Origin of the sequence: Microbulbifer sp. 2205BS26-8, assembly GCF_030731025.1 — a bacterium.
Taxonomy (GTDB): Bacteria; Pseudomonadota; Gammaproteobacteria; order Pseudomonadales; family Cellvibrionaceae; genus Microbulbifer; species Microbulbifer spongiae.
The window spans coordinates 1-5,937 of the sequence record NZ_JAVAMR010000080.1; the positions used below are offsets into that span (position 1 = coordinate 1).

The 5,937-nt window shown below is 52.5% G+C and carries 2 tRNA genes and 3 rRNA genes; all 5 read right to left on the reverse strand.

Annotated elements, in window-relative coordinates:
• Positions 1-60: 60 nt before the first annotated feature.
• A 5S ribosomal RNA gene (rrf, locus tag Q5Y71_RS16225) occupies positions 61-176 on the reverse strand.
• Between the two features lie 203 nt (positions 177-379).
• A 23S ribosomal RNA gene (locus Q5Y71_RS16230) occupies positions 380-3,260 on the reverse strand.
• A 281-nt stretch (positions 3,261-3,541) separates the two neighbouring features.
• Positions 3,542-3,617: transfer RNA gene (locus Q5Y71_RS16235), tRNA-Ala, on the reverse strand.
• Positions 3,618-3,842: 225 nt separating this feature from the next.
• A tRNA-Ile gene (locus tag Q5Y71_RS16240) sits at positions 3,843-3,919 on the reverse strand.
• Between the two features lie 175 nt (positions 3,920-4,094).
• Positions 4,095-5,627, reverse strand: a 16S ribosomal RNA gene (locus Q5Y71_RS16245).
• The 16S, 23S and 5S rRNA genes sit together here with 2 tRNA genes alongside, the layout of an rRNA operon.
• Between the last annotated feature and the right edge of the window lie 310 nt (positions 5,628-5,937).

A 5,937-nucleotide genomic window follows, 5' to 3' on the forward strand; every position in this document is an offset into this window, starting at 1 on the left:
ATATACCCCAAAAAAACAAAACCCCCGCAGGCTTCCCTGCAGGGGTTTTCTCTTTTAAAAGCCTGACAGTGACCTACTCTCACATGGGGAGACCCCACACTACCATCGGCGATGCTGCGTTTCACTGCTGAGTTCGGCAAGGGATCAGGTGGTTCCACAGCTCTATGTCCGTCAGGCAAACTGGCTCGGGGTGGCGTTGGTCTTAAGAGCCTTAACTCTGCCCGCCGTGTTATCGCTGTTTGCCTCGATCATGTTGTTGACCGGCGATAACCCCAAATCATTCGGTAAAACACCCTGTAGTAATACACCGCAAGCCGCCTGTTGTGTGCCTTTCTATACACAATCCACTCGCTCAGTCGCCAGTAACCATCTCTGTTGTATGGTCAAGCCGCACGGGCAATTAGTACTGGTTAGCTCAACGCCTCACAACGCTTCCACACCCAGCCTATCAACCTGGTAGTCTTCCAGGGCCCTTCAGGACTCTCAAGGAGTCAGGGAGATCTTATCTTGAAGGAGGCTTCCCGCTTAGATGCTTTCAGCGGTTATCCCGTCCGAACATAGCTACCCGGCAATGCCACTGGCGTGACAACCGGAACACCAGAGGTTCGTTCACTCCGGTCCTCTCGTACTAGGAGCAACTCTTCTCAAATCTCCAACGCCCACGGCAGATAGGGACCGAACTGTCTCACGACGTTCTAAACCCAGCTCGCGTACCACTTTAAATGGCGAACAGCCATACCCTTGGGACCGGCTTCAGCCCCAGGATGTGATGAGCCGACATCGAGGTGCCAAACACCGCCGTCGATGTGAACTCTTGGGCGGTATCAGCCTGTTATCCCCGGAGTACCTTTTATCCGTTGAGCGACGACCCTTCCATTCAGAATCGCCGGATCACTATGACCTACTTTCGTACCTGCTCGACATGTCTGTCTCGCAGTCAAGCGCACTTATACCATTATGCTCATTGCATGATTTCCGACCATGCTGAGTGCACCTTCGTACTCCTCCGTTACTCTTTGGGAGGAGACCGCCCCAGTCAAACTACCCACCATACACTGTCCTCGATCCGGATCACGGACCTGAGTTAGAACCTCAAACATACCAGGGTGGTATTTCAAGGACGGCTCCACAATCACTGGCGTGACCGCTTCAAAGCCTCCCACCTATCCTACACAAATAGGCTCAAAGTTCAGTGCAAAGCTGTAGTAAAGGTTCACGGGGTCTTTCCGTCTAGCCGCGGGTACACTGCATCTTAACAGCGATTTCAATTTCACTGAGTCCCTGGTGGAGACAGCGTGGCCATCGTTACGCCATTCGTGCAGGTCGGAACTTACCCGACAAGGAATTTCGCTACCTTAGGACCGTTATAGTTACGGCCGCCGTTTACCGGGGCTTCGATCAAGAGCTTCGCCTAAGCTAACCCCATCAATTAACCTTCCGGCACCGGGCAGGCGTCACACCCTATACGTCCTCTTACGAGTTTGCAGAGTGCTATGTTTTTAATAAACAGTCGCAGCCACCTGGTCACTTCGACCGGCCTCAGCTTAAGGAGCAAGTCCCATCACCAAAACCGGCGTACCTTCTCCCGAAGTTACGGTACCATTTTGCCTAGTTCCTTCACCAGGGTTCTCTCAAGCGCCTTGGTATTCTCTACCTGACCACCTGTGTCGGTTTAGAGTACGGTTCACTATTGCCTGAAGCTTAGAAGTTTTTCCTGGAAGCAGGGCATCAACCACTTCGTCTCAAAATAGAGACTCGTCATCAGCTCTCAGCCTTAAGGACCCGGATTTGCCTAAGTCCCCAGCCTACAACCTTAAACATGGACAACCAATCGCCATGCTGGCCTAGCCTTCTCCGTCACTCCATCGCAGCAATAGCAAGTACAGGAATATTAACCTGTTCCCCATCGACTACGGCTTTCGCCCTCGCCTTAGGGGCCGACTAACCCTGTCCCGATTAGCGTTGGACAGGAACCCTTGGTCTTCCGGCGGGGAGGTTTTTCACCCCCCTTATCGTTACTCATGTCAGCATTCGCACTTGTGATACCTCCAGCCAACCTCCCGGTCAACCTTCAGCGGCTTACACAACGCTCCTCTACCATGCTCCTAAGAGCATCCGCAGCTTCGGTTACCAGTTTGAGCCCCGGTATATCTTCCGCGCGGGCCGACTCGACTAGTGAGCTATTACGCTTTCTTTAAAGGATGGCTGCTTCTAAGCCAACCTCCTAGCTGTCTGGGCCTTCCCACATCGTTTCCCACTTAACTGGTATTTGGGACCTTAGCTGGCGGTCTGGGTTGTTTCCCTTTCCACGACGGACGTTAGCACCCGCCGTGTGTCTCCCGCGATTGCACTCCACGGTATTCGGAGTTTGCATGGGGTTGGTAAGTCGGGATGACCCCCTAGCCCAAACAGTGCTCTACCCCCGTGGGTGAGACGCGAGGCGCTACCTAAATAGCTTTCGAGGAGAACCAGCTATCTCCCGGCTTGATTAGCCTTTCACTCCGATCCACAGGTCATCCCCTAATTTTTCAACATTAGTGGGTTCGGTCCTCCAGTTGATGTTACTCAACCTTCAACCTGCCCATGGATAGATCGCCGGGTTTCGGGTCTATTGCCTGCAACTAAACGCCCTGTTAAGACTCGGTTTCCCTACGGCTCCCCTAAACGGTTAACCTTGCTACAAACAATAAGTCGCTGACCCATTATACAAAAGGTACGCAGTCACCCCGTAGGGCTCCTACTGCTTGTACGTATACGGTTTCAGGGTCTATTTCACTCCCCTCTCCGGGGTTCTTTTCGCCTTTCCCTCACGGTACTGGTTCACTATCGGTCAGCTGGGAGTATTTAGCCTTGGAGGATGGTCCCCCCATGTTCAGTCAAGATAACACGTGTCCCGACCTACTCGTTTTCACGTTAAATGCCTTTTCGTGTACGGGGCTATCACCCTGTATCGCGGAACTTTCCAGATCCTTCCACTAAAACATAAAACGCTTAAGGGCTAATCCCCGTTCGCTCGCCGCTACTAAGGGAATCTCGGTTGATTTCTTTTCCTCCGGGTACTTAGATGTTTCAGTTCCCCGGGTTCGCCTCACATACCTATGAATTCAGTATGTGATACCTGTAAACAGGTGGGTTTCCCCATTCGGAAATCCCTGGATCAAAGCTTGTGTGCCAGCTCCCCAGGGCTTATCGCAGGCTCCTACGTCCTTCATCGCCTCCAGCTGCCAAGGCATCCACCGTATACGCTTAGTCGCTTGACCATACAACACAAACGACTACTAACGACTTTTAACATTCAGACTCAACAATAAATCATTGGCCTGAACGCCGGATTGTGTGCTTGAGAGACACACATAATTGATGTTGAGTACCGTCCTAACAAAAGAACAGCAACCCAACCTCGCCTTGCAGTGTATTACTACAAAATGTTTCACCTTGTTAAAGAGCATCTGATGTAAAAACCAGAAAGCTGGACTCTTGTTCTCAAACCGCGAGAAACCTCCAAGAACCCAGTTTTCTGATCTCTGCTGCCAGTGTGGAATGGTGGAGCTATGCGGGATCGAACCGCAGACCTCCTGCGTGCAAAGCAGGCGCTCTCCCAGCTGAGCTATAGCCCCGTGCTAACTGGATCTTTTTCCGCCTGGCTGCGTTGCTGCTCTTCGCTCACTCAGTCACATACTGATGTATGCTCCTTCATTCGCTCATCACGCGCCTTACCAGTCAAAAAAATCTCTGCGTTATCACCCTTGCGGGTTAAGGGTTAATTTCTCTCAGACGAGGCACATGAAAGCGTAGCGTACTCTAGTACACAAGCTTTTATGTAACAATGTATGAGGAAAATTTGGTAGGCCTGGGCAGACTTGAACTGCCGACCTCACCCTTATCAGGGGTGCGCTCTAACCAGCTGAGCTACAGGCCTCAAACTCGATCTCTTTCCCTCTCACTAAACCGCAAGAAGAAAAAATCTCTACGTTTTGCCCTCGGGATCTGATCCAGGGCACTAGACCCGCCCAACGGGCTTCACTGACTTCAATACCATCAGGTCGATCAAGCAATATGTGTGAGCACTTACGAAACGACTCTCGATCATCGTTTAAGGAGGTGATCCAGCCCCAGGTTCCCCTAGGGCTACCTTGTTACGACTTCACCCCAGTCATGAATCACTCCGTGGTGACCGTCCCCCCGAAGGTTAGACTAGCCACTTCTGGAGCAACCCACTCCCATGGTGTGACGGGCGGTGTGTACAAGGCCCGGGAACGTATTCACCGTGACATTCTGATTCACGATTACTAGCGATTCCGACTTCATGGAGTCGAGTTGCAGACTCCAATCCGGACTACGATTGGTTTTCTCGGATTAGCTCCACCTCGCGGCTTAGCAACCGTCTGTACCAACCATTGTAGCACGTGTGTAGCCCAGGACGTAAGGGCCATGATGACTTGACGTCGTCCCCACCTTCCTCCGGTTTGTCACCGGCAGTCTCCCTAGAGTTCCCACCCAAAGTGCTGGCAACTAGGGACAAGGGTTGCGCTCGTTACGGGACTTAACCCAACATCTCACGACACGAGCTGACGACAGCCATGCAGCACCTGTCACTCGGTTCCCGAAGGCACATCCGCATCTCTGCAGACTTCCGAGGATGTCAAGCCCTGGTAAGGTTCTTCGCGTTGCTTCGAATTAAACCACATGCTCCACCGCTTGTGCGGGCCCCCGTCAATTCATTTGAGTTTTAACCTTGCGGCCGTACTCCCCAGGCGGTCTACTTATTGCGTTAGCTGCGCCACAAAGCCCTCAAGGAGCCCTACGGCTAGTAGACATCGTTTACGGCGTGGACTACCAGGGTATCTAATCCTGTTTGCTCCCCACGCTTTCGCACCTCAGCGTCAGTATCGAGCCAGGCAGCCGCCTTCGCCACTGATGTTCCTTCCTATATCTACGCATTTCACCGCTACACAGGAAATTCCACTGCCCTCTCTCGTACTCTAGCCTGCCAGTTCTGAATGCAGTTCCCAGGTTGAGCCCGGGGCTTTCACATCCAGCTTAACTAACCGCCTACGCGCGCTTTACGCCCAGTAATTCCGATTAACGCTCGCACCCTCCGTATTACCGCGGCTGCTGGCACGGAGTTAGCCGGTGCTTCTTCTGTAGGTAACGTCAATCCTCAATGCTATTAACATTAAGGCCTTCCTCCCCACTGAAAGTGCTTTACAACCCTAGGGCCTTCTTCACACACGCGGCATGGCTGGATCAGGCTTGCGCCCATTGTCCAATATTCCCCACTGCTGCCTCCCGTAGGAGTCTGGGCCGTGTCTCAGTCCCAGTGTGGCTGATCATCCTCTCAGACCAGCTACGGATCGTCGCCTTGGTGAGCCTTTACCTCACCAACCAGCTAATCCGACGCGGGCATATCCAATAGCACGAGGTCCGAAGATCCCCCGCTTTCCCCCGTAGGGCGTATGCGGTATTAGCATCCGTTTCCGAATGTTGTCCCCCACTACTGGGCAATTTCCCACGCGTTACTCACCCGTCCGCCGCTCTACTCGTCCCGAAGAACTTTCGCGCTCGACTTGCATGTGTTAGGCCTGCCGCCAGCGTTCAATCTGAGCCATGATCAAACTCTTCAGTTTAAAGAGTCGCCTTTCTCAAGAACCGGAATAAGGTCCCCAATCAGGCTTAAGTCTTGCTCGGAATAAAACGTAAATCGAATTGTTCGAGTTACTTACTTCCGATAAATCGTTGTATCGATCCACCGATCCGTAAGCACCCACACATATTGCTTGATCGAATTTTTAAACAACTCAGCTGGGCGCCAGGCCCTAACTGCGGGACGCGTATTCTACACATCCGGGCTGCTGAAGCAAGTGCTTTCTCGCAGCGATCTGCGCCGAAAATGAAACTGCGCTTCAGGCGCCTCCCCAACCTCAGACAACCCTCCAA